This window comes from Motilimonas eburnea (assembly GCF_021295345.1).
Classification (GTDB): domain Bacteria; phylum Pseudomonadota; class Gammaproteobacteria; order Enterobacterales; family CBDFNC01; genus Motilimonas; species Motilimonas eburnea.
This window is the reverse complement of the sequence record NZ_JAIMJB010000018.1, coordinates 55653-79312: the sequence shown is the minus strand read 5'-3', so window position 1 is coordinate 79312 and position 23660 is coordinate 55653. Positions and strand designations below refer to the sequence as shown.

Genomic DNA, 23660 nt, shown 5'->3' with positions numbered 1-23660 from the left:
GCTATACCCCACTAATTGGTAGCGGATATATTCGTTCAACAAATTCTAAATAGCGGCACTCATCCAAGGGCTTCCATCTGGGCCCGGTACACGCTTTTTATCTATTTTGCCCACCGCTGTTTTCGGCAAGCTAGGCACTAGATGTAGCTCATCGGGTAGCTTGAATGCGGCCAATCCTTGCTGCTTAAGAAAGCTGCGCAAGTCTTGCAAGGTGGGCGCGAGGCCTCTTTTAACTAAGGCAACGCCAATTTTTTCTCCTAAATGCGGATCGGGCACCGCCACCACGGCTACTTGCGCCACATTGGGGTGCATTAGCAAGTGCTCTTCTAGTTCATCGGTGGCAATGCATTCACCGGCGCGGTTCACCACGTCTTTGATCCGACCTGTGACCACGATATAGCCGTTTGCATCGAGCATGGCGCGATCGCCACTGCGGTAAAAACCATCTTGAGTAAAGGCGCGCTGGTTATGTTCGGGAGCACGGTAGTAACCCCTTAAGGTATAAGGCCCTCGGGTCAATAACTCGCCCTCTTCGCCGAGTGCAGCGGGCTGCCCCTCGCCATTGACGATAAGCACTTCATCCCACTCGCTAACTGGGCGGCCTTGCTTGGTGGCGATCAGTTGTTCGTCATCGTTTAAACGGGTGCAAGCAATCAAACCTTCTGCCATACCAAAGACTTGCTGCAAGGCGCCGGGAAAGGCTTGCTGCACTTTTAAAGCATCGCTGTAGGCGAGCTTAGAGCCACCCACTTGCATGACTCTTAAGCTAACGGTATCGGCACTTTCCCATTCCTTGGCCGCGGTCCACAGCTGCGCCAATGCGGGCACCAACGCGGTCGCGGTCACCTGATGTTGTTCGATCGCCGCAAAGCAATAGTCAGGGCTAGGGTTAGCCGTGAAAATCACCTTGCCACCCACATGCAGCGCCCCCAATAAACCGGGGCAGCCTAAGGTAAAATTGTGCGCAGCGGGCAGCACCGCCAGATAAACTTCGTCACGGGTAAATTCACTGGCAGCGGCGCAGCTTGCAATGTTAAAGCGATAGTCGTTGTGGGTTCTTGGGATCAGCTTAGGCAAACCAGTAGTGCCACCTGACACTAAAAATAACGCAGGGTGGTCGGGATCCGGTGTAGCAGGAGCAAACTGGCTTTCATCGCCTTGAGGTAAACCGGCATATTGACCCGCCTCGCCGGCGATATAAAGATGGCTTAATTGCTGCGCAAACTCGCAGCTTAAAGCATCGGCGATCTGCAGGGCTTTGCCATCATTATCTAAGTTAGCGCCAAAGTAGGCTTTCGCGCCGGCCAACTTAACAAAGTGACTAATTTCAGCAATACCGTGAGCCGGTAATGCCAGCACAGGTACTAAGCCCGCACGTTGTAAGGCAAAAAAGACCTTGGCGAAGGTTAGGCTGTTGCTGATTTGAAACACCACCCTGTCCCCCGCTACCAATCCAGCCTGCTGTAATCCAGCTGCTATTTCATCGGCTGCAAGCAATAAGGCTTGGTAGCTAAGATCACCTGTCGCATCTGCCACCGCCGTTTTGGTCGGATGGCGCTCAGCACCTTCTGTTAATATTCCCCACAGCGGCGTATTAAGCCAAATATTAGCTTCGCTAAATTTGTTTGCTTGATGCGCAGGCTGAGTTACAAAGCCTTCTAACAAGCTAGCTTGGTCGGTATTTTCCTTCAGCACAATGTCCCTCTTGATCCTAATAGTCTTTGTCGCGCGCAATAGAAGAAAGCCTTTCCTTGCTGCCTTTAGCGGTCGGGTTTATCTCCAACAACACAAATAGCAATGATAATCATTTGGATTACACAATCAAGTAATGATATTGTGTAGGGCAAATTTACCGTCACTATTGGAAGTTTTTGCTTCCGAACAACAAGGAAATGATTTTGTCAAAGCAAGCAGCGAATATTGATTTGTTAGCCGTGATCAGCCAGCTACTCAATGTGCCTAGCGAATCGGTTACCCCCGACATGAACCTGATTGAACTCGGCTTAGACTCCATCAGCATGATGCGGCTAACCGGCCAACTGAGAAATGCGGGGTTAGATATTAACTTTGCTCAGCTGATGGCGAACCCAACACTCGCCTCATGGCAAGCTATCATCGCATCAACTGAAGCAGGCTAACCATTAACTTGGTCTATTTGTTTCGCTGATGGCTGAGCCCACATTAGCGGCATAACAAGCTATCATCGCAACCAATGAAGTACCCGCATAACGCCTCATCTTCTATCTCAAGCAGCCTTTAGGGCTGCTTTTTTATTAGCCAAAAAAACGCCCTGCTCAAGGCAAGGCGCTAAGGTCTAGCAGATTAGAAGTACAGCTCTACCGAGCCACCGAATAGGCGCGGTTGCTGCTTCGTCAACACGCCACGGAAGTTGTAGATATCATCATCTGAATCAAACAAATTGGTTGCAAACAAGGCTAAACGACCGTGATCAAATACATAAGCTAGCTGAGCATCGGCCACCCAGTAAGCATCGATTTTTTCGTTCGGGGTGTTTTCAATATCGGTGAAGTAACCGCCTGTGTATCTTGCGTTACCACTGAGCTCAAATCCTTCTGATAGGGTGTATAACGCACCGATGTTAGCCGTGAGAGAAGGCGCTCGAGGCAACTCGTTTGACTCACCCGTGGGTGCCTTGAAGTGGGTTTTCAACAAGCCCACGCCGGCAGATAGCTCTAAATCGTCGGTTGCAAACCAGCGGCTGCCAAGCTCTGCACCATAAGTGTAAGCTCCGTCTACGTTATCAACGCGCACATCACCGTTGGTGGAAGTTTGTAGCACCTGGTAGTCGTCAAAATCGTTATAGAACACGTTAGACGTTAGCTCTAGCACGTTATCTAACACGCTGTGGCGAGTAAACAGTTCGTAGTTCCACACGTATTCGTTGTCATACTCATAGGGCGTAAAACCAGCAAAGTTAATGCCGTTAAAGCCTAAACCAGCGCCGCCCGAGCTAAAGCCTTTGGCTGCACGAATACCTATGGTTTGGTTTCGTTGTGGTTTGTAAGCAAACTCCAGCTTTGGCAAAAATACCGTTGAAGATTTATCGTAATCTAGGCCATAAAAACGCGAGTCGATAAAGCGTTTTTTGTTTTCATGCTCTAGTCGGCCCGCCGCCACGACGTCCACTGTCTCGGTAATGGCATAAGTGACTTCAGCAAAGGCCGACACGGTTTCGTTTTTACCTTTCATTGGGGTGGATGAGCCTAGCTCTTCGTAAGCCTCATCATCGTCCGACTTAAAGTAGCGCGCCCCCACTAGGCCTGATAGATCGCCGTTTGTCGAGTGATAGCGAAGTAATGGCTCTACTTGAAATTGCTTGCTGTCTGAGCTGATGTCTTGCTTACCGCGAGGTGCTGCTGGGTTGGAGTAGCGATTGTACGAAAGATCGGAATAAATCAGGTTATTCTCAAAGGTTAACGTATCAGATATCTGGTACGTGATATCCCAAATACCACTGGTGGACTTAGTTTTATAAATGGCGCGCATGTCTGCGCCTTGCTCCGTTTCGGATTGCGGTCCGCGCGTATCCATATGAGCAATGGTTAAGGTTGTTTTAAAGCCTACAAGGCCAGCAGGTTCAAACAAGAATTTACCCCGAGCCGTGGTCATCTCAATGCGATTAGGATCGCCGATTGGCTCGTAAGTGATTAAATTAGCGTAGCTGTCGCGTTTTTGCTGATCAACACTCAATCGAAAGGCCAGTTGATCTTCAACAATCGGCGTTGAAATGACCGCAGCGGTTTGAGAAAAATCTTGTTGGCCTAATACGGCCCTTGCCTTAGTTTCAAATTCATAAGTGGGATCGTTAGATCTTAATACAATGGCACCCGCCGATGCGTTTCTACCTTGCACATAACTTTGTGGGCCAAGGTAAATTTCGGCTTGCTGCATGTCCCATAACGAAAGTGGACCAAAAGCCGCTTCGGAATAACCTAACGAGCGTCCATCAACAGACAGGTTTAGCCTTGGCATTGAACCACCAAACGCCGCTAAGCCGCCAATAGAAGGGCCTGACCCATCGACACCACGAACCGAGGGTAAATTGTTACCAACCCCAGAGTCGACAATATTAGGGGTTAACTGAATCAAATCATCAATTTCGGTCGCACCGGGTGTGGTGGCTATCCGGTCTTCATCAAACACCTGCACACTCGAGCCAGTGTCATATATCGAGCGCTCTACCTTCTCACCGAATACCGTAATCACTTCCGCTTTTTCTGTTTTTTGCTCCTTGCCTTCCGTGTCTGCAAGCGCTTGACCGCTAACACAAAGACCCATGATTACCGCGGATAAGGTGCGCAGCTTGAATCGGCTATTTGCTAGCTCATTCGCTGGCGCAGGGCGTAATGCCGTCATTTAAAATTCTCCTTCATTGAGCATTAACTTTAGGTGCGTTCATGTACCGCAATGCATGAGAAAGTGGGAAGTATTCAATTTCAGTCGCGCTGGCATTCGCCGCAACAACGGGTGTTAGCTGAACGTCCTTTGTTCTCATTGGCTGCGAATTAATACATGAGCCAAGATTCCGACTTAGAAATCGCCATGTTGAGTAAACGCCGAAAACGCACAACAAGTGAGATTGCAAAAGCGCTTAGGTTTTTGTTTCAGTGACCTGACGAATTTCAGGCAGCACTTTATAGATATAACAAACAAATGTAAAGCATTCTCATTTACCTTTGTTTATAATTATTATTTAGTTTTGTCTGTGCTCATCGCACTTCACTATTTGCTTTGGCGGCATTCCTTGAGCAGGCCTCCACAGAATGTGGGCCTGAGTTTAAGTTTGGCTGTTACAATTCGCCGAGCGAGCTCGCCTCCCACAAAAACTTGTGCTTACTAGCCGAGCTCGTCGCTTATAGGGATTGGCTCTGGGGGTTCTGAGAGAGAAAATGCAGCAAGTCGTCCGCATGCCGTTCAACTTCCGCGCGACTAAACAAGCGCTCTTCCGCCTCAACGGTTAATGACATACAAGCCGCCGCCCGGTTGCTGCGAAAGGTGATATTAAAACCGTCTGCCACACCGCCCGCCATCACTTTGCTTGTTGTGTGGCAAGCGTGAAATTCAGCACCCTCAAAAGGAAGGACATTTATGAAAGGAGAAACATGATACTGCCCTGAGGATAACTTATTTTCCACGCGATAGCGGCCATGGCGATAATGGTTTCTGAGTTCACCCACCGCCCTTTTTAGCCACTGCTCGATGGGCTCATCCGGTTGCTGAACCACCAAGAAAGGCATGGTATTGACCATTAACGCGGGCATGTTGGCGCACGGGTTCCCCATACGGTTCATAAATGGCAACCACACGGGCAAAGGCTTATTCGTTACGTCACGACCCCAACTTTGGTATAGATATGCCGCACAAAGCAAGGTCAGTAGATCGCTCCATCCTATCATCAGCTTTTGCGCCATGGCCACCAACCCTTGACCTAGCGTATCGGGGAGCTCTCTGACGACGGCGCAGGTATCGGCTAGTGCGCCCGCTCCATCGCTCAAGGGTAATTCGGTCTGTTCGAGATAGCGCTGCCAATAGGCTTGATCCAAACTAAAACGCTGGCTTTGTGAATAATCTCGGCTTTCTTTTAGGTACACCTCTAAAGGTTTAAAGCTAGGTTGCGGTGTGACTTGGTGTAGCAAGCAGGAATAAAGATGGGCACTGCGCTGCGTTAGTAATTGCATGCTATAGCCATCAACCGCGATATGGTGACTGCGGATATACCAAATGACCGTATGTTCATCAATAAGATATAACTGGGCCCGAGTGATGGCATCTTGGCTTAGATTGATAGGCATGGCAACATCTCGGCGCATCGCGGCTTCTGCACAGGCTATCGGTGCTTGCTGATCTCGCAGATCATTGACCTCAAGCTTTACGGGCTGTTCACTGGCCACCCTTTGTAGTGGGTATGTTTGGTTGGCGACTCGTTTAAACCTAAGGCTTAACACCTGTGCTTCGATTAAAGCTTGGTCAATGGCTTGAATAAGCTTGGCCACATTCATTTCACCCGTTAGTGTTAAACAATGGGCCACCGTTGATAGCCCCTTGTCTGGGTGTTGTAAGTATTCGTCCCAATAGGCTTGTTGTGCCTGAGTAAGAGACTGCCATGTTTGCTGATTCATGCTGCTCTACCTAATGACTTATTTGACCTTGATAAAAATCGTTGCACCATCATGCCCACTAAGTCGGGATGCTCTTGATGTGCACCATGGGTAGCCAAGGGTAGATTGGCCAGATGGCAATTTGTTATTTTTGCTTTCAATGCCACAGCCTCAGCAAGGGAGAAAATAAAATCGCTATCCCCTCTTATTACTAGGGTTGGACACTGGATCTGGGTCACTTGCTGGCCGGGGTAGCCTGAGCCTGTTGAATCAAACCAAGCTTGCTTAACGGCATCAACCAGCTTTGTAAAATGGGGCTGCGGATTCAAGCGCTCATATAAGGCCACGTCATGAGCAAATCGCGTTCGCCAAAAGTCAGCCGTTAGGCTAGCCAATAACTGCATCCCCGGATCGTTCTCATGGTATCGCCACTGGGCGCCAAGGGTGATCAAGTGACTCACCTGATTTGGCTGCTGCGCCGCCAAACGATAACCCACTATGCCTCCATCACTAAACCCAAACACGGCATAGCGGTCAATAGCGAGATGGCGCAACACGGCTTCAACATCTTGCTGGTATCGCTGATAGCTCAGCGGAAAATGGCCCAAAGGCGATTGACCATGGCCACGCAAATCGACATTAATCAGCATAAAATCTTGCCCTAAGCCTTGCTGGATAGGCGTTAACTCATGCATCGAGCCCAGCCCACCGTGAAGCATAAGTAAGGGCTTACCTTCCTTGTTCCCCGCAACTTGGTAGTAAATTTTGCTACCCATCACATCCACATAACCACTATCAATTATCATCATCACACTCTTACTCTGTTGTGGCACGCAGCTCAGCCTAAGTGCCGCCCCATTTGCGGTAACTGGATTAGCCAATGGTTAACCCAATGGTTAACCCATTGGAGAACCGCTTCATCCGGCTAAAACTTAAAATTGATAATGATAACGCTTTTCATTAAACCTTTTAATAAAAATATATTGCCTGTATATTGCCCCCTTCATATACCTCGCAGTTTTACTTTTGAAGTCAATAAAATGAGTCCTATCAAACAATTATTCCTACTCAATGCTGTTTGCATGACCGCCATGATGGCGGTGATCCCAGTGATCGGCCCGATTATTCGAGAGATTGGTCTGATGGAATGGCATGGTGGGTTAGTGGTCGCCATCTCTGGCATCACTTGGCTACTCAGTGCAAAAAAATGGGGCGAAGCCAGTGACAACAAAGGCCGCAAACCCTTACTACTGCTAGCGACATTCGGCTATGGCGTGTCCTTTTTGTTGATGACGATATGGCTGGATATGTCCTTGCAGGGTAGTTTTAATACTCTAGTGATACTGGTCGGCCTGATCTTGGTGCGCGCCTTGGTAGGCTTATTCTTGGCGGCTATCACCCCGATCAGCAACGCCTTAGTGGCCGACATCACCTTGGCCGATCAGCGCCAAGCCGCCATGGCCACGATCGGTGCAGCCAGCGCCATCGGACTGGTGGCTGGCCCCGCTATTGGTGGCGGGTTATCGCAATATTCGTTAACCTTGCCCTTGTATGTGTTGTCTAGTTTGCCCTTGTTAGCTTGGTTGTTGATTAAGCTGCGTTTGCCTGAGACCAAGGCCGCTCAACAAGCACCCGACCAGCCCATTTCCTTTTTTGATCCGCGCCTTCGCTTTGCCGCGCTGGCCATGTTTGCTTGCATGTTTGCCGTGCTCACCGCGCAAATCATTATTGGCTTTTTGGTGCTAGACAGAATCCGCGACACGCCAGAGTCGGCCGCCCAACTTGCGGGCATAGTGCTGGCCATCACGGGGGTCACCTTAGGCATAACGCAAGGCTTAGTGGCACAAATCAAGCACAACCTGTTACTCAAAAGCTTGATGGCTGGCCCTATCGCAGCCAGCGCAGGCTTGCTCACCATCGCCCTCGCCCACTCGGCTGTGGTGCTCATTGTTGGCTATATGTTGCTGGCCATAGGCTTAGCCCTGCTTTTTCCCGCCATCCAAGCCATGGCCGCTAATGCAGTCAACCAAGACGAACAAGGCGCCGCGGCCGGAACCATTTCAGCCATTCAAGGACTTTGCTCTATCTTGGCCCCCCTAGTGGCCACCATCTTGTATCAAGCCCACCCAGGTCTACCTTACTGGACAGCCGCCGTCCTGATGGCAGCCCTGTGGTTAAGTGTGCTAATCCAACAAGCCAAATTCAGTGAAAACAAATAGTCACACCGGGATGGAAACTACTGTGTGTGGGAGCAGCAATAATGCTGCGATAAATTCTCAGTCAAATCGCCCCATTACTGGGGCTCCTACGAGATCATCGCCCCCGGGTAGGAGCGATATTTATATCGCGAATAATTAACAGGTAACACGCTGTTTCGCGGAATGAATCTCACTCCTACCCATATGCAACCAACCATTTAAAATCAACAACTTACTCTACCGTAACACTCTTGGCGAGGTTACGCGGCTGGTCGACATCTGTGCCTTTGATGATGGCGACGTAGTACGACAGCAGTTGCAGCGGGATGGTGTAGACAATGGGCGCGAGAATTTCGTCAACATGAGGCACGCGCAGTAAGGTGATGCCTTCACTTGCCACCAGCTCGGCTTCATCATCGGCAAAAACGTATAGGTGACCGCCGCGGGCACGCACTTCTTCGATGTTGGATTTGAGCTTTTCTAACAACTCGTTGTTGGGTGCGACCACGATAGTGGGCATATCGGCATCAATTAAAGCCAGCGGGCCGTGTTTAAGTTCACCAGCGGCATAGGCTTCGGCGTGAATATAGCTAATTTCTTTAAGCTTTAGCGCCCCTTCCATGGCGATGGGGTATTGGTCACCACGGCCTAAGAATAACGCGTGATGTTTTTCAGCAAAGTCTTCGGCTAGGCTAGCGATGCTGTCATTAAGGGCTAAGGCTTGATTCACTGCATCGGGTAGACGTTGCAAGGATTGCACTAACGCACCTTCTGCCCATTCATTTAGCACGCCTTTGCTTTTTCCGATGGCACCACAAAACAGCAATAAACCGGCTAGCTGAGTGGTAAAGGCTTTGGTCGATGCCACACCAATTTCGGCGCCCGCTCTTGTCATAAAGGCGAGATCCGATTCACGCACTAAGGATGAGCCCGGCACGTTACAAATACTTAAACTGGCTGTGTAGCCCATTTCTTTGGCCAAGCGCAAAGCGGCTAAGGTATCGGCGGTTTCACCTGATTGCGATAAGGTTACGATCAAGCTATTTGGGCGCACAAAGGATTTGCGATAACGAAATTCGGAGGCAATTTCGACATTACAGCTCACCCCTGCCATGGCTTCTAACCAATAGCGCGCCACCATGCCAGCGTGATAAGACGTACCACAGGCGATGATTTGCACATGCTCTATGGTAGCGAAGGTATCGCCCGCTCCCGCGCCAAAGGCTTCACACAAAATGGTGTTGCCAACAATGCGGTTTTCTAAGGTGTTGATGATGGCCGTGGGTTGTTCGAAAATTTCCTTCATCATGTAATGGCGATATTCGCCTTTATCGCTGGCATCGTGAGTGACGTTGGACTCAATCACGCTGCGCTCAACGCCGGTGCCATCTTTGGCAAACACCTTAACCTCGCGACGAGTGATTTCAGCGACATCGCCTTCTTCTAGAAACATAAAACGGCGGGTAACGTTTAATAAGGCTTGCTGATCGGAAGCGATAAAGTGTTCACCCACCCCCACCCCTATTACTAATGGGCTGCCAGAGCGGGCAACAATCAGTTTTTCGGGTTGCTGGGCATCCATGATCACTGTGCCATAGGCACCCTCTAGCTCTGTCACGGCTTGTTGCACCGCACCTAACAAGTTATCCCCTTGCCCCAGATGATGCGCGACTAAATGAGCGATGACTTCGGTGTCAGTTTGCGATGCAAATTCAAAACCGAGCCCTTTTAGCTTCTGGCGCAGTTTTTCATGATTTTCGATGATGCCATTATGAACCACCGCGATGCGGCTTGAGACATGAGGATGAGCGTTGATTTCGGAAGGCTCGCCATGGGTTGCCCAGCGAGTATGGGCGATGCCTGTACCACCTGATAATGGCGTTTCGTTTAAGGCATCACCTAATGCTTGTACTTTTCCCAAGCGTCGCAGGCGTTGAATGCCTTGTTGATGATTAATTGCAATACCCGCACTGTCATAACCGCGGTATTCTAATCTGTGTAGTCCTTCTAGTAGTATTTCCGCAACATCCCGTTGCGCTACTGCGCCAACAATCCCACACATAGGCTGTTTCCTTATTGTTTGAGCCAAGCTTGTTCCATCATTTATGGTCCATGACTCATGATTTCATTAGGTTTTATATCCATCCTTAGAAGTGTAGAAGCTTCGGGATTCCTTACCGAAGATTTTCAAATAAAAAAGGCCGAGCATTCACTCAGCCTCTACTCATTGTTGATAATGCAATTATCTTTCCAGTTTGCTCGCCGCTACTTCTTTTGCTTTTCTGGACGTAGCCAATTTTGAATATGGCGCTGCTTCACGCGGCTGATCACTAGCTCTTTTTCACCCACGTTATGGGTAATGGTCGAGCCTGCGCCTATCGTCGAGTTTTGACCTATGGTGACCGGCGCAATCAGTTGCGTATCTGAGCCGATAAAGGCACCGTCTTCAATCACGGTTGGGAATTTATTCACACCGTCGTAGTTACAAGTAATGGTACCTGCGCCTATGTTAACGCCCGCGCCAATCGACGCATCACCTAGATATGATAAGTGGCCACATTTACTGCCCTTGCCTAAGGTGGCTTTCTTCATCTCAACAAAGTTGCCAACCGCTGCGCCATCTTTTAATACTGTGCCAGGACGTAAACGCGCAAACGGCCCAACTTGACAGCTTTCACCTATCTCAACGCCTTCAATCACGCTATTGGCTTTAATTTCACAATCATCGCCAATCTTGGCATTGCGGATCACACAATTAGGGCCAATTTTCACGTTGTTGCCAAGGCGCACTTTACCTTCAAATACACAATTGACGTCAATTTCAACGTCCATACCGCAATCTAGGGAGCCGCGTAAATCAAAACGGCTGGAGTCTAAAATCGCCACGCCGTCCATCATTAACTCTTCGGCTTGATGCAATTGGAAAGCGCGCTCTAATCGGCCTAGTTGTAAGCGGTTATTCACCCCTTCAACTTCAATCGCCGAGCTAGGTTGTACCGCATTCACAATGCGACCTTGTTTATAGGCCATTTCAATAATGTCGGTAACGTAATACTCACCTTGAGCATTGCTATTACTTAGTTTGAATAGCCAGTTTTGCAGGTCTTTGGCGTTGGCAACCAAGATACCTGTGTTGATTTCACGAATACGGTGTTGATCGGGCGACGCATCTTTATGCTCAACAATGCCACAAACCAAGCCGTGCTCACGCACAATACGACCATAACCGGTAGGATCGTCAACCATCAGGCTCAATAAGCCAATACCGCCAGGAGGCTGGGCTGCAACTAAACGTTTGATGGTGTTTGCACCCAGTAGCGGCACATCCCCGTAAACCATCAAGATTTTTTCATCGTCTTTGAAATGTGGCGCCGCCACTTGCATCGCATGACCGGTACCGAGCTGCTGCTCTTGTTTAACCCAGTTAAGCTTAGTGTCTTGAATGGCTTCTTTCATATAGTCACCACCGTGACCATAGACCAGGTGAATGTTATCAACGCCCAAGCTTTTGACTGTATCAATAACATGCTGCACCATGGGTTTGTGGGCAATTTTATGCAGTACTTTCGGGTATTTAGAACGCATGCGAGTTCCTTTACCCGCAGCGAGAATGACAACACTCAATGACATATTTTTTATTCCAACGATAATTTTGGGAAACAGTCTAATAAAAAACCGCTTAATTCTTAATAAAAAATAACACGTATAAATGAATTTTTGTTTAAAAGCGGTAAAAAAAGCACTTTTGTCTGAGGCTTTAGACCTCAACGATAGCAGACACGATCAATAATAAATAATAATTCACCTAGTATTAAGCTGGTTTCGCTTCACTAAACTAGGTAAAACCCTTATAAATATCGGCAATAGAGTTAATAGGATAGTAAACATGAAAAAAAGCACCTTACTCGTCACCTCTGTGGTCACCAGTAGTTTATTACTCGGCGCATGTACCACTCTGGATCCGTACACCCGCGAAGAAAAAACCTCTAACGCCACTAAAGGCACCCTAATCGGGGCCGCGGGCGGGGCGGTTATCGGCGCTATTGCCAATAATTCCAAAGGCGCGCTGATTGGGGCGGCAATTGGTGGTTTAGCGGGCATGGGCGTAGGCCATTACATGGACACGCAAGAAATGCACCTACGCCAACAGCTGGAAAATACCGGCGTAAGCGTCACCCGTGTTGGCGATACCATAGTATTAAATATGCCTAATGCGATTACCTTTGACGTTAACCAAAGCACCCTAAAGCAAAACGCCATGCCTGCATTGGATAGCGTGATTTTAGTGTTACAAGAATTTAATGAAACGCGCGTTAACGTGCTCGGCCATACCGACAGCACAGGTGCAGCAAGCTACAATCAAACCCTATCAGAAAAACGAGCCGCTTCTGTTGCCAGCTATCTACTGCAAAAAGGCCTACCTAATAACCGAGTGAATCCTATCGGTTATGGTGAAACCCGCCCTATCGCCGATAACAATACCGAATCTGGCCGCGAGCAAAACCGTCGTGTGGAATTGGTGCTAACGCCAATGACAAAATAACGAATCGGCCATGATTGGACACAAAAAAGCCAAGCATCTGCTTGGCTTTTTTGGTTGCCGCAAAACAGTTTAAGCAGCCGCTAACTTTGGATTTGAGCCAAAGTTGTTGGCATCTTGGCTATCCATAATCATGAAAATCAATAAAATAATTCCGCCAACCGCTGGTACTAAACCAATCCAAAACCACCAGCCTGAACGACCCGTATCATGTAGGCGACGCACCATGACCGAAATGGCAGGAATGAACGCAGCCAAGCCGTAAATAGCAATCAATGCCGTAGAGATAATCCCCATGGTGCCTAAAATCGCATCAAGAATACCGCCAACCGCACCCAGCACGAACATCGCAATGATATTGAACAGGGTAAAATACCAGTATTCACTACGACGTGCACGACCTTCAAACGTGGCATATTTTGCCCAGCATAACTTGTACCATTCCATATTTAACGCTCCTAAATTTACAGAATAAAAAATTAATCATAAAACAATCATGCCGCAAGTATACTGATAACTAGCTCAGATCATAGTGATTAACAACACAAAATAAAAAACAACTGATTTAAAGGACTAAAAGCCACTTAGCCATTCTTGATATCTAACAGCTAAGCCTAAGGATGGGGTTAAAGAAAGCAAAAATAATGCGTAAGCTTGTTTGCTATTCAATCTCTAAAACAGATAAAAAAGAGTAATCCCTAAGCGGTCTTACTCTCTCAATGACCTGCTAGCACTAGATGACTATTTCTTTTGCTGCTGCGCCAGCTTTTGCTCTTGCTTATGCTGACGACGCTGCTCGATCACCTTACCTACATCACCACCAAGGTGCGCTTCACCGCGAGATTGAGCCAGTTGAATTTGCTTTTCACGTTCTTGAAAGCGCTGCTTTTGCTTGTCACTTTGTTTATCAAAACATTGCGGACAGCTGACTCCAGCCACATAACGCGAGTCTTGCTTGTCTTGTTCGGTAATCGGCAAACGACAAGCATTACACTGGTCGTAATGGCCTTTTTCCAGTTGATGATTAACCGCCACGCGGCCATCAAAGACAAAACATTCACCTTGCCACAAGGTTTCCTCTTCTGGCACTTCTTCAAGGTATTTAAGAATGCCACCCTCTAGGTGATAAACCTCTTCAAAGCCCTGCTCTTTTAAGTATGCGGTTGATTTTTCACAGCGAATACCACCGGTACAAAACATAGCGACTTTTTTGTGTTTATCTTTATCGAGGTTTTCCTCAACATACTGAGGAAATTCACGGAAGGTTTCGGTGTTGGGGTTTACCGCATTTTTAAAGGTGCCTATGCTGATTTCATAGTCATTGCGGGTATCGACCACTAATACCTCGGGATCGGAAATTAACGCATTCCAATCTTTTGGATTAACGTAAGTGCCCACCACTTTGTTAGGGTCTAAACCTTCCACCCCCATAGTCACGATTTCTTTTTTCAGCTTCACTTTAGTGCGTAAAAACGGCTGTTCGACATCAAAACTCTCTTTATAGCCGATATTGGCCAATCTAGGGTCACTTTTTAGCCAGGTTAAGACCGCATCTATGCCGCTACGGCTGCCGGCGATAGTGCCGTTAATCCCTTCTTGGGCTAACAGCAAGGTACCGCGCACATCGTGCTTGAGCATCACCGCTAACAGCGGAGCTTGAATGGCTTGATAATCGTCGAGGGTGACAAATTTATAGAGGGCACATACTACATATTGAGACATTTTATTTTCCTTATTGAGCTAACCCAGACGTAAACCGGGCGCGAAAGCGGCGCTATTCTAACCAGTAAACCGCTGGCTAAACACCGACAGAAAATAAGGTTAAATAATCCCTGCTAGCTTTGCTGCCAAGCCAAGGTCAGGGACACCGAATCAGCAAACCTAAGGGCATGGGGTTTATCTATGCGTACCTTGGCATAGGTGACCCAAGGGTGCTGGTGGCTGATTTTTAAGACATCATCCACCAGCTTTTCTAATAACAAAAACCGGCCTTCCTCAACATGATGAATGATTTGCTTGGTCACGTCCTTGTAGTTTAAGGCGTCTGACACATTATCAAACAAGCGTGCTTTTTCTGCGGGGTAATGAATTTCTACATTGATCACAATGTCCTGCATCTTCTCCATTTCTTCTGGGTTAAACCCTATGTAAGTACGCAGGCGTAAATCGGTAATATTTATTATGGCTTGGCTGGTTGGCATAAAGACCTCAAAAATGATTAAACCAGATGGCGGCCGCCATCTAAATGTAAAGTGCGGCCAGTGATGTACTGGCTTCGTAATATATAATCCACGCAAGCAACCGCCTCTTGTTCACCCGGTGCTAATCCCATCAAGGATTTGGCCAAGGCTTTGGATTTATAAGCGTCATCGTCACCTTGGTTAAACATCAGCAAGGCAGGCGCGATGCTGTTCACCTTGACCTTAGGGGCCAGCTTGGCGGCAAAAGACAAGGTTAGGTTAGCTAATGCGGCTTTACTGGCGGCGTACGCCATGTGTTTTTGGCTACCTTTATCGGCAACATAATCGGTGAAGTGAATAATATCGGCCTGCTCTGAGGCTAGCAGCAAAGGCGCTAAAGCGTGGTTGATCTGATAAGGCACTTGCACATGCACTTGCATCATTTGTGTCATCAAACCAGCTAAATCTGGGCTATGTTTTTCTGCCGCCCAATCTGACGCATTGTGGATCAAGGCCCGAATGGTGGTGGTATTAGCCTGCACTTGAGCAATGAAGTCATCGATGCCCTGCTGGTGAGCAAAATCGGCTTGAATACAAATCACGCCTAACTCCCGTAATTCATCCACACCTGCTCGATGGCTGCGATAACTGACGATCACCTGATACCTCTTGGCAACATAATGCTTGGCTAGGGCTAGACCCACTCTTTGCCCCGCGCCGGTAATAACAATACTTGGTTTCATTGACTGTCCGCTTAAATTTCGATGGTTTGATTACGTCCCTGATCTTCTTATGGTTCACTAACAGTATGGTCGATGTCGTGCTATTTATCTGATAAAGAAGCAAAAATGAGATAGGTACAATATTTTTTTGCATTCAGTGATCTGGAAAGGAAGGAAGAACGTTTTGTTACATGAAGGGTAATTGCAGTGATAACACTCGTTCGGCTAAACCCAATTTTAGCTAGTCAGGCGCTTTAATATTGAGGTTGCCATGCCCCTTCGCCATCAAAGAGAAAATAAAAAAGCACCTATTACAGGTGCTTTTTTATTATTTACTGGAACATGAAAAACTTATAGATAGGGTTTAACCAGCTTTGTCATCATCTCGATATGGTCATCGCGATCGTTTAATGCGGCAATATAGCGGTATTGCTCACCACCCGCTTCGATAAACACATCGCGGTTTTCATGCACCATTTCTTCCAAGGTTTCTAAACAATCGGCACTAAATGCCGGACAAGCAACCGCGACATTTTTAATCCCTTGCTCAGCCAGTCCAGTTAAGGTGGCGTCGGTGTAAGGTTTGAGCCATTCCGCCTTGCCAAAGCGCGATTGAAAACAGGTGATCACTTGGTCTTTATCTAATCCCAATTGCTCAACCACGAGGCGAGAGGTTTTCATGCACAGGCAATAGTAAGGATCGCCGTTGTCGAAAAACTGTTTGGGCATGCCATGATAAGACAATATTAATTTGTCGGGCATGCCATTAGCAGCGATGTCTTCACGGATCGAATTAGCCAATGCCGTGATGTAGTTGGGGTCGTCATGATAGCTGTTAATAAAGTGCAACTGCGGCACAAAGCGCCATTGATTGAGCTCGCGGCTCACCGCATCAAAGGTCGACCCCGTGGTGGGCCCTGAATATTGCGGATAAAGTGGCAATACCACCACCTTGCGTATACCTTCTTGCTGAAATTCACGCATCACCTTAGCCAAATCTGGCTCACCATAGCGCATCGCTAGCTTGACCTTAACGTTTAACCCCTGTGCATCGAGTTGCTGCTGTAACTTATCACGCTGGTTTTGGCTATGTACTAGCAAAGGCGAGCCGCCTTCCATCCAGATGCTTTGGTACAGCTTGGCGGATTTAGCCGGCCTAACGCGCAAAATGATACCGTGGAGAATAATCATCCACACCAAGCGTGGGATTTCCACCACGCGAGGATCAGATAAAAATTGCTTCAAATAAGGACGTAGCGCCGCCGCGGTTGGGGCCTTTGGCGTGCCTAAATTGGTTAATAGCACGCCTGTGCTGGCTGATAATTTTTCATGCGCGTTTTCCGTTAGCGCAGTAAATCGAGACAAGGTCGTTCTCCAAATGTTGCGATGGGGCCTAAGTTTCAGCGGCCAAATTAACACCTAACAAACTAAAGTAAAATAAGATCACTCACTTATTGTGTTGCCTTAGCCAACATGGCTTGTAATGTTTGCTGAAAGTCATCACTGCTTGGTTTAGTGGTACTGGTAAAGTGCTTGACCTGCTTACCATCGGCGCTGACTAAATATTTGTAAAAATTCCACTTCGGCGAGGCCGATTGTGCCGTCAGGTGCTTAAAGATGGGGTCGGTTTGCTTACCCCTGACCGAAATGGGCGCAAACATATTAAAGGTCACGCCATAGTTAACATAGCAAACTTTAGCGGTGTCTTTTTCACTGTCTTCTTCTTGAAAAAAATCATCCGATGGAAAGCCAAGCACCACCAAACCTTGATCTTGGTAGTCTTGATGCAGTTGCTCTAGCTCCTTAAATTGAGGGGTAAAGCCACAATTACTGGCGGTATTGACGATCAGCACAGTTTTACCTTGGGTTAACTCGCACAAGTCAACTTGCTGGTCTGAATTAAGTTTTTGTTTTGTTGTTTGCAAAAAATCAAGGCATTGAGCTTGACTAGCGCCGCTCACCAGCCCAGCACTTAGTGCGCCCAAGATGAACAAATGTTTCATAGTTTCCCCCTAAGACCGTGTTTTGACATCACCTAATCGCAATTAAACGATAGCCATGTACAAATTGATCATTTTGCTGTGTTAAGTAGATCGTGGAAGCACCAGTGATGGTGCGATTTATTTATCCTAAATACCATCACCAAGCATTTCGCAGCATGACTGCTACTCCTACTGGCCTACCTAGCATCTACCCAAAGATGTGATCAATCTGTCATAGCCGCTCGTAATAATAATCGGATACACAATAGGAATAGCAAGATGAAATTAGCCCTCTTCCCCTTACCGGTTTTTTTACTACCTGGTGGGAAAACACAGTTAAGAATTTTTGAGCCGCGCTATCAGCGTATGGTTTCAGAATCTCTGCGCAATCAAACTGGGTTTGGCTTATGTAGCTTTGCGGATGCGGCACAACAAGAATTGATGCAAGCAGGTACACGGGTTGAAATATACGATTTTGACCGTTTTGAAGATGGCACCTTGAGCATTTCCATCGAAGGCAAAGAGAGATTTAAAATCAATAGCTTTACCACAGATAAGGACGGCTTACGTCAAGGTGAAGTCACCCTATTGGAAAACTGGCAACCAAGAGCGGTGGGTGATGAACATCAATTCGTAGCCGATAGCTTGGCCCGGCTACTTAAAGATCATGCGCTATACCAACAGCAAGACCTGAAACAACCACTGCAGGATTTAACCTGGGTTTGCCAACGCTGGCTCGAATTATTACCTATGCCGGCCGAAAAGAAACAGTCATTGTTTATGCAATTGCAATTTGAAGGGCTGCTTCAACTGATTGATGATGTGTTACTGCAACATAATGATGTTCGCCAATAAAAATCACACTAGGAATTGATCCATTGCACAGGGGCATTCGTTTCATAATACGAACTGTGCTGCTTTACGGAAACTCAACAGCAGCGACTTTACATCAGCAACGATGAGCATAGAATCATGTATCAAACAAATCAGTTAGCGGATGCCACTATTAACAAGTCAGAATCAGCAGTCGATGTGCAACCCGATTTAAACCAATATCTAATGGCTGTTGCTAGCCATCAAGACAAGGCTGCATTTGCTAAGCTCTTTGCTTTCTTTGCTCCTAAAATCAAGGCGTTCGGGTTAAAACAGTTTCGCCAAGAGGCGTTAGCCATGGACTTGGTACAAGAAACCATGAGCTTAGTATGGCGAAAAGCACAACTGTATAGCCCGGAAAAAGGAAAAGCGTCAACTTGGGTATTTACCATCATGCGTAACTACAGCTTTGATATGTTGAGAAAGATACAACATAACAAAGAAGATAACCTAAGTGACGACTTATGGCCTCTGTATGAAGAAGCGGAGCCCGAGCCGGACTACGAAGACGATCATTTGATGCGTGAACAATTGATTCAAGGATTAGAGGCACTACCTCCCAAACAAAAAGAAGTGGTAGAGGCCATTTACTTAAAAGAGATGACGCACCAAGAGCTAGCAGAGCACCTCGGCGTTCCACTTGGCACCATCAAGTCACGTTTACGTCTGGGTTTAGAGAAATTGAAAGAAAAAATGGAGCTGCACAATGATTAAACACCATCCCGAATCAACGATGATTCACGCCTTTGTGGCAGGTGAATTACCAGCATCCCTTTCAATTGCAGTAAGTGCTCACTTAGAGCTTTGCCCCCATTGCAAGGCAATTGCTGATAAAGCCACAAAAGCCATGGCCGATGAGTTTAGCGGTAATGAGGCGCTTGTCGAGCTAGCTGAACCAACCCCAGCTCAGCCCGTTGATGAGTTTGCTACCATGCTGGCAGCCATTACAGAGCAGCCAACGGACGCGCCCGCTTTAAAAAGTGCCGCAGTTGAGTCCAGTAATCAGATGGCACTAGGTGAGAAAACCTACACCCTGCCGCGCGCGCTTCGGCAGTTTAGCCAAACAAAATGGAGCGGCCTAGGTAATATACAGCGTGCTCGATTAGGTTTGGACGAAGGTGACGTGCACGCTAGCTTATTACAAATCGATGCCGATAGTGCCATTCCTCATCATACCCACAAAGGCTACGAGCTGACCTTATTACTGGATGGCTGCTTTGAAGATGAGTCTGGTCGCTATGAAAAGGGAGACTTTATTATCTTAAATGGGGAGCACCATCATAGCCCTTATACCGCTGAAGGTTGTTTGTGTTATACCGTGTCTAATGCCCCCCTTCACTTCACCTCAGGTGTAAGTAAACTGCTTAATCCAATAGGCCGCTTCCTGTATTAAGATTTATGTGGGAGCGATATTTATATTGCGAATGATGCGCTATTAACGCTTTATTTCGCGAAATGGATGTCCACTCCCACAGGCCTAGCTGATCATAATGGTGTAACGCGCCACACCACACTAATGCAAAACAGCGATTGCATTTTGTTATCAGCAAGGCTTCAATGACAGCTTATACCCAGTCACAACGGTTGAGCCCTAAGCACACATGACAAGTACCAAACAGATACTAATTGTCGATGACGACAAAGAGATTCGTGAGTTACTGCAACAGTACTTAAGTAAATCAGGCTTTGATGTGGCCACCGCCGAAGAGGGGGTAGCCATGTTTCAATGTTTAAGCCAAAACCAACCCGATCTGATCATTCTTGATGTCATGATGCCCGGTGACGACGGCTTTACCTTATGCCAAAAAATACGCCGCGATTCTAACGTCCCCATTATTATGTTAACCGCTAACTCAGACGAAACCGATCGTGTGATCGGATTGGAAATTGGCGCCGATGATTACATCGCCAAGCCCTTTAGCCCACGGGAATTATTAGCGCGAATTAAAGCCTTACTGCGACGAGCGCAGTTTAGTGCCAGCGCCGAAGCGCGTTACATTCACTTTGCCAACTGGCGTTTGGATACCCAAAAACGCAACCTATTAAGTGAGGATGGCGAGGAGCTGGCGTTATCCGGTGCCGACTACAATATGCTGATGTTGTTTTTACAGCACCCTAACCAAATCCTCGACCGAGATACCATTTCCGACGCGACCCGCGGCCGTGAAGCCCTGCCGATGGAGCGCGGCATCGATGTACAACTCAGCCGACTACGCCAGCGCCTTGGTGACAATGGTAAAAACCCTAAATTAATAAAAACCATACGTGGTGCTGGTTATGTCCTTATCGCAACCGTCCGACATGAAGGCTAGCACGGAGCAAATTAAATACCTCACCACGCGGCTGCTTGCTTGGCTGTGGCCACGCTCTTTGCTACACCGCATGGTGATGATCATTATTGTGTCGGTAGCCCTAGCCCAAGGCATTAGCAGCTTTATTTGGGTTAACTTATTCACCAAGCAAGAAAATACCGCACTGGTCAGTAATGCCGAACAGTTGGCAAATAGCGCCGCTAGCACCGCTAGCTTTTTCAAAAAGCTGCCTCTTGAATACCGCCATATCGTATTAGATCAATTGCGTAATATGGGTGGTTCGCGGTTCTTTGTGTCACTTAACAGCGAAGAAATCCAGCTGACCCCGATTGCCGACTCTGCGCAAAAACACTTAGTGATCAATAAAATTCACGACATTCTAAGGGAAAAGCTCGGCCCTCAGTATCCAGTAAAAATAGACTTTTCCCGGCCGGACAAACTCAAGGTATTAAATAATAACACCTTACTTTCCGAGCTCCCCCCCTCGTGGGCGAGTTACTCGTTGCTGACTCACGAACAAAACTTGCCTATCTTGGTGCTGCAAATTGAGTTGTCGAAGAATGAGTGGCTTTACCTTGCCGCCTTGATGCCGCCCCCGTATATCGTCGAACACAAGGATTGGATCCCCAGCCCACAGCTCACCACCATCATTTTAACTACGCTGTTTTTATTGCTGTTTACCTTTGCATTATTCCAATGGCAAACACAGCCGCTGGCTCGCCTCGCAAGAGCCGCGTCAGACATGAGCATCGATTTACACCAAGCACCATTGAAAGAAGAAGGCGCCCTGGAGCTGCTCACCGCCACACGGGCGTTTAATCAAATGCAGCAAAAGTTGCAACGTTATATTGCTGATCGAGAATCGTTATTCGGTGCCATTTCTCACGATTTAAAAACCCCCATCACGCGACTACGCCTGCGTGCTGAGTTACTCGATGACGAAACGCAAATTGAAAAATTTAACGCGGATTTAGACGATCTGGAAATGATGGTTAAAGGCGCCATCCAAACCGTAAAAGACACAGACATTCATGAAAACATTGCCGAAGTAGACATGTTGAAGCTGATCCATCAAGTCTGTGAAATCTACCCACAGCAAACTCGGATCATTGGCCATTACGTTGCCCCCTACCGCGGCAAGCCTTTAGCGCTCAAACGTTGCTTAACCAACTTGGTGGATAACGCCATCAAATATGGCGATCAAGCCCTGATCACCTTAATGGACATAGGTGATGACCTTCATATCACCATTCAAGACCGTGGCCCTGGTATCCCCGAGCAACAACATCAACGTATATTTAACCCCTATGTACGCTTACATCAAGCAGAAGAAGGCTATGGCCTAGGCTTAGGTATAGTGCGTAATATTGTTCATGCCCACTGTGGCGATATCGAACTGATCAATGCCAGTGATGGCGGGTTACTGGTAAAATTACGTTTACCTCGTAGTCCCTATTCGGAGCTTTAATGCGTCTATCTCGTCCCTTTTGCCATTGGCTTATCGCCGCAACGCTCACCGCCACATCGGCCAGTCCCAGCTGGGCGGCTAAGGTTGAAGCATTGCACTGGTGGACTTCAGACAGCGAATCAGCGGCGTTAAATGTGGTTAAAGAATCCCTCGCCAAACAAGGCCACCAGTGGCAAGATTTTGCGATTGTCGGCGGCGGCGGAGGCAGCGCGATGACGGTATTGCGCACGCGAGCCATGTCGGGCAATCCACCGGCTAGCGCACAGATAAAAGGGCCAGATATTCAAGAGTGGGCATCCTTAGGGCTGCTACAACCCCTAACCCCACTCGCCTTAGATTGGGAGCGTATTTTCCCTGCCACGGTCACTCAACATTTACGTTATCAATCTGAACATGTCGCTATTCCATTTAATATTCATCGCGTTAACGCATTGTGGTTGAACAAGGCCATTTTTGATGAACTTAAGTTAACCCCGCCACAAACATGGGATGAGTTTATTAGCGCCAGCCAAACCATCAGCCAAGCCGGCTATATTGGTTTTGCACATGGTTTGCAGCCTTGGCAAGATGCATTACTGTTTGAAAGTGTGGTGATCGCCGAATTAGGCCCACAAGTGTATCGGCAAATTTTTGTCGAGCACCACATCACACCAAGCCACGACCAAAAACTGGTTGCTGCGTTTAGACAATTTCGAGCACTGCGGCCGATTGTTGATGACCAAGCCATCGATCGCAATTGGGACACCAATGCGCGCCTGTTAGCCGAGAACAAGGCCGGTATGGTGCTGATGGGTAATTGGGTAAAAGGAGAATTACAACTGTTGGGGTTAGTACCCGAGAAGGACTACCTCTGCCTTGCGGCCCCAGGCAATGGACAAACATTTAGTTATAATATCGACACTTTCGTGTTCTTTAAGCATCATCAAGGCACAGATGCCAAACAAGCACAACAAGCCCTAGCAGAGACCATTGCCGATCCCGAAATTCAAATCGCGTTTAATCAATTAAAAGGCTCTATTCCGGCCAGACAAGATATCAGCCCCGCCCACTTTGATTTTTGCTCGCAGCAAGATATCAAGGATTTTAAACAGTTTGAGCGGGTGCCTTCACTGGCCCAAGGGATGGCGAATACGGGTTTAACCCAAAATGCGTTAGTGGATGTGATCAGCCACTTTTTTAATCACCCTAGGGTGACGCCCGAACAGGCCGTTCAGCAGTTGCATGTGGCGATAAAAGCGACGCAATAACAATGATTTATTCTTCATG

At 47.6% G+C, this 23660-nt stretch carries 21 protein-coding genes; 9 read left to right on the top strand and 12 right to left on the bottom strand.

Features of this window, described 5'->3' with window-relative positions:
* Positions 1–45: 45 nt before the first annotated feature.
* Entirely contained in the window at positions 46–1695 is a 1650-nt protein-coding gene (locus K6Y21_RS16510) for a (2,3-dihydroxybenzoyl)adenylate synthase (protein ID WP_233072994.1), read from the bottom strand.
* A gap of 203 nt (positions 1696–1898) precedes the next feature.
* Between K6Y21_RS16510 and K6Y21_RS16505 the strand changes: the two genes are divergently transcribed.
* Positions 1899–2138: a phosphopantetheine-binding protein gene (locus K6Y21_RS16505; RefSeq protein ID WP_233072993.1), complete on the top strand. Its 240-nt coding sequence runs from the start codon at positions 1899–1901 to the stop codon at positions 2136–2138.
* A 184-nt stretch (positions 2139–2322) separates the two neighbouring features.
* On the opposite strand, the gene K6Y21_RS16500 is transcribed toward K6Y21_RS16505, so the two are convergent.
* The 3 genes from K6Y21_RS16500 to K6Y21_RS16490 all read right to left on the bottom strand — a co-directional run bounded on the left by K6Y21_RS16500 (position 2323) and on the right by K6Y21_RS16490 (position 6928).
* Positions 2323–4377 (bottom strand): TonB-dependent receptor, encoded by a 2055-nt coding sequence (locus K6Y21_RS16500; RefSeq protein WP_233072992.1) that lies wholly within the window; start codon positions 4375–4377, stop codon positions 2323–2325.
* Between the two features lie 497 nt (positions 4378–4874).
* A complete protein-coding gene (locus K6Y21_RS16495) occupies positions 4875–6140 on the bottom strand; it encodes a condensation domain-containing protein (RefSeq protein WP_233072991.1) in 1266 nt (421 codons plus the stop codon).
* Entirely contained in the window at positions 6137–6928 is a 792-nt protein-coding gene (locus tag K6Y21_RS16490; protein ID WP_233072990.1) for an alpha/beta fold hydrolase, read from the bottom strand. The genes K6Y21_RS16495 and K6Y21_RS16490 overlap by 4 nt, the downstream gene beginning before the upstream one ends.
* Positions 6929–7159: 231 nt before the next feature.
* Between K6Y21_RS16490 and K6Y21_RS16485 the strand changes: the two genes are divergently transcribed.
* Complete coding sequence (locus K6Y21_RS16485) at positions 7160–8338, top strand: MFS transporter (RefSeq protein ID WP_233072989.1); 1179 nt, start codon at positions 7160–7162, stop codon at positions 8336–8338.
* A 211-nt stretch (positions 8339–8549) separates the two neighbouring features.
* On the opposite strand, the gene glmS is transcribed toward K6Y21_RS16485, so the two are convergent.
* Both glmS and glmU read right to left on the bottom strand, forming a co-directional pair.
* Positions 8550–10379: a glutamine--fructose-6-phosphate transaminase (isomerizing) gene (gene glmS, locus K6Y21_RS16480; RefSeq protein ID WP_233072988.1), complete on the bottom strand. Its 1830-nt coding sequence runs from the start codon at positions 10377–10379 to the stop codon at positions 8550–8552.
* A 203-nt stretch (positions 10380–10582) separates the two neighbouring features.
* Entirely contained in the window at positions 10583–11947 is a 1365-nt protein-coding gene (glmU, locus tag K6Y21_RS16475; RefSeq protein WP_233072987.1) for a bifunctional UDP-N-acetylglucosamine diphosphorylase/glucosamine-1-phosphate N-acetyltransferase GlmU, read from the bottom strand.
* A gap of 256 nt (positions 11948–12203) precedes the next feature.
* Between glmU and K6Y21_RS16470 the strand changes: the two genes are divergently transcribed.
* Complete coding sequence (locus K6Y21_RS16470; RefSeq protein WP_233072986.1) at positions 12204–12860, top strand: YiaD family glycine zipper/OmpA-like lipoprotein; 657 nt, start codon at positions 12204–12206, stop codon at positions 12858–12860.
* Positions 12861–12929: 69 nt separating this feature from the next.
* Here the strand turns inward: K6Y21_RS16470 and K6Y21_RS16465 are convergent, their stop codons facing one another.
* From K6Y21_RS16465 to K6Y21_RS16440, 6 genes are all read right to left on the bottom strand, one after another.
* Complete coding sequence (locus K6Y21_RS16465; protein WP_233072985.1) at positions 12930–13304, bottom strand: DUF805 domain-containing protein; 375 nt, start codon at positions 13302–13304, stop codon at positions 12930–12932.
* A gap of 294 nt (positions 13305–13598) precedes the next feature.
* The gene (trhO, locus tag K6Y21_RS16460; protein ID WP_233072984.1) at positions 13599–14579 is read right to left on the bottom strand and encodes an oxygen-dependent tRNA uridine(34) hydroxylase TrhO; all 981 of its coding nucleotides are present in this window, start codon (positions 14577–14579) and stop codon (positions 13599–13601) included.
* 113 nt (positions 14580–14692) lie between these two features.
* Entirely contained in the window at positions 14693–15058 is a 366-nt protein-coding gene (gene folX / locus K6Y21_RS16455) for a dihydroneopterin triphosphate 2'-epimerase (protein ID WP_233072983.1), read from the bottom strand.
* A 17-nt stretch (positions 15059–15075) separates the two neighbouring features.
* The gene (folM, locus tag K6Y21_RS16450; RefSeq protein ID WP_233072982.1) at positions 15076–15780 is read right to left on the bottom strand and encodes a dihydromonapterin reductase; all 705 of its coding nucleotides are present in this window, start codon (positions 15778–15780) and stop codon (positions 15076–15078) included.
* Between the two features lie 330 nt (positions 15781–16110).
* Complete coding sequence (gene hemH / locus K6Y21_RS16445) at positions 16111–17124, bottom strand: ferrochelatase (RefSeq protein ID WP_233072981.1); 1014 nt, start codon at positions 17122–17124, stop codon at positions 16111–16113.
* A gap of 86 nt (positions 17125–17210) precedes the next feature.
* Positions 17211–17762, bottom strand: coding sequence for a glutathione peroxidase (locus K6Y21_RS16440; protein ID WP_233072980.1), 552 nt, complete (start codon positions 17760–17762; stop codon positions 17211–17213).
* Between the two features lie 258 nt (positions 17763–18020).
* On the opposite strand from K6Y21_RS16440, the gene K6Y21_RS16435 reads away from it, so the two are divergent.
* The 6 genes from K6Y21_RS16435 (at position 18021) to K6Y21_RS16410 (ending at position 23641) form a co-directional block, all read left to right on the top strand.
* Positions 18021–18596 (top strand): LON peptidase substrate-binding domain-containing protein, encoded by a 576-nt coding sequence (locus tag K6Y21_RS16435; protein ID WP_233072979.1) that lies wholly within the window; start codon positions 18021–18023, stop codon positions 18594–18596.
* A 117-nt stretch (positions 18597–18713) separates the two neighbouring features.
* Positions 18714–19328, top strand: a complete 615-nt coding sequence (locus K6Y21_RS16430) for a sigma-70 family RNA polymerase sigma factor (protein WP_233072978.1) — start codon at positions 18714–18716, stop codon at positions 19326–19328.
* Positions 19321–20007 carry a ChrR family anti-sigma-E factor gene (locus K6Y21_RS16425; protein ID WP_233072977.1) on the top strand — a complete coding sequence of 229 codons (687 nt, stop codon included), beginning with the start codon at positions 19321–19323 and terminating at the stop codon, positions 20005–20007. The genes K6Y21_RS16430 and K6Y21_RS16425 overlap by 8 nt, the downstream gene beginning before the upstream one ends.
* Positions 20008–20215: 208 nt before the next feature.
* Positions 20216–20926 carry a response regulator gene (locus K6Y21_RS16420; protein WP_233072976.1) on the top strand — a complete coding sequence of 237 codons (711 nt, stop codon included), beginning with the start codon at positions 20216–20218 and terminating at the stop codon, positions 20924–20926.
* Positions 20892–22394 (top strand): ATP-binding protein, encoded by a 1503-nt coding sequence (locus tag K6Y21_RS16415; protein ID WP_233072975.1) that lies wholly within the window; start codon positions 20892–20894, stop codon positions 22392–22394. The genes K6Y21_RS16420 and K6Y21_RS16415 overlap by 35 nt, the downstream gene beginning before the upstream one ends.
* Positions 22394–23641, top strand: a complete 1248-nt coding sequence (locus tag K6Y21_RS16410) for an ABC transporter substrate-binding protein (RefSeq protein ID WP_233072974.1) — start codon at positions 22394–22396, stop codon at positions 23639–23641. The genes K6Y21_RS16415 and K6Y21_RS16410 overlap by 1 nt, the downstream gene beginning before the upstream one ends.
* The last annotated feature ends 19 nt before the right edge of the window (positions 23642–23660 follow it).